Source organism: Weizmannia acidilactici (assembly GCF_008974185.1).
Lineage (GTDB): Bacteria > Bacillota > Bacilli > Bacillales > Bacillaceae_C > Weizmannia > Weizmannia acidilactici.
Genome location: NZ_BKZP01000090.1, coordinates 1 through 970, shown reverse-complemented (window position 1 = coordinate 970; position 970 = coordinate 1). Strand labels below are relative to the sequence as shown.

Here is a 970-nt window from a genome sequence, read left to right as displayed (position 1 = left end):
CTTCTGATGATGGACATTTTCCTCTTGGTGTATACAACACCAAGCACCATCTGTTATATATTATGAGTCAAGATCTTAAAAAATAACCATAATACGTAAAAAGAGAAGATAAAAATCTCCTCTTCATTCTGAATATAAACCTTTTTCCTCTTATCCTAACTAGGATAAGCTCTATCTGTACTTTTATTAAAACATAACCCGGGGAAAAGGTCAATAATTATTTGCTTTTTATTGATTTAACTGCATTGAGAATATCTTCATTTTTAGTAATTCCAAGCTCCTTCTTGATTTCACTTAACACCTGGTTCAAACTTTTTGCATATCTTTCTTTTTGTTCAAACTTCCTTTGTTCCCGAATTAAATGGTTATACGTACCTACAGATTTCATTATTGCCATATCCACTTTTTTAAGCTCAGAGTTCTTTAATTTATCTATACTATTCCCAATTAATCTTGCCTTATGAACAACTTTTATCTGTCCCAAATCTATTGTTCCTGTCACATTTGGATTTTGAGCTCTATTAATTGGTACAGCAATTGGAAGATCTATTGTAGCATTAGTAATAGGTGCTACAATCGTAGTAGGAGAATGATCATTACCTTTTTGATTTTGAATGATTACGACTGGTCTTTTTTTACTCTCTTCATTTCCTATATTTTCACCTAAATAACACCAATAGACTTCCCCTCTGTAAATCACTTTATTATTATGTAGATGTGCATTCGCTTGTATTCTAAATTTTCGAATTGTCCAATCTAACAATTTCATTGTTTTATCCGGATCGAACTGATTTAATCTATTTGCCATTCTTTCAATTAAAGATACCATTCTCTTTATGAGTGCCATACTTTCACCTCGTAATATCTAAACTATAAATCTACAAAAAAATAGATTACAATACAACCAATAAATGAATAAAGATTAAAGCGAGTTTTGATAATTTCAACCTAAATACTAAATCATAATTAA

General features: G+C 30.0%; 1 protein-coding gene. It reads right to left on the bottom strand.

What is annotated here, in order from left to right; all coding sequences use genetic code 11:
* Positions 1–217 precede the first annotated feature (217 nt).
* Positions 218–847, bottom strand: coding sequence for a type II toxin-antitoxin system PemK/MazF family toxin (locus BpJC4_RS15790; protein ID WP_151698193.1), 630 nt, complete (start codon positions 845–847; stop codon positions 218–220).
* Positions 848–970: the final 123 nt, after the last annotated feature.

Excerpts from the sequence above, each read along its gene's own strand:
- BpJC4_RS15790 (WP_151698193.1), bottom strand. The coding sequence starts at position 847 with ATGGCACTCATAAAGAGAATGGTATCTTTAATTGAAAGAATGGCAAAT.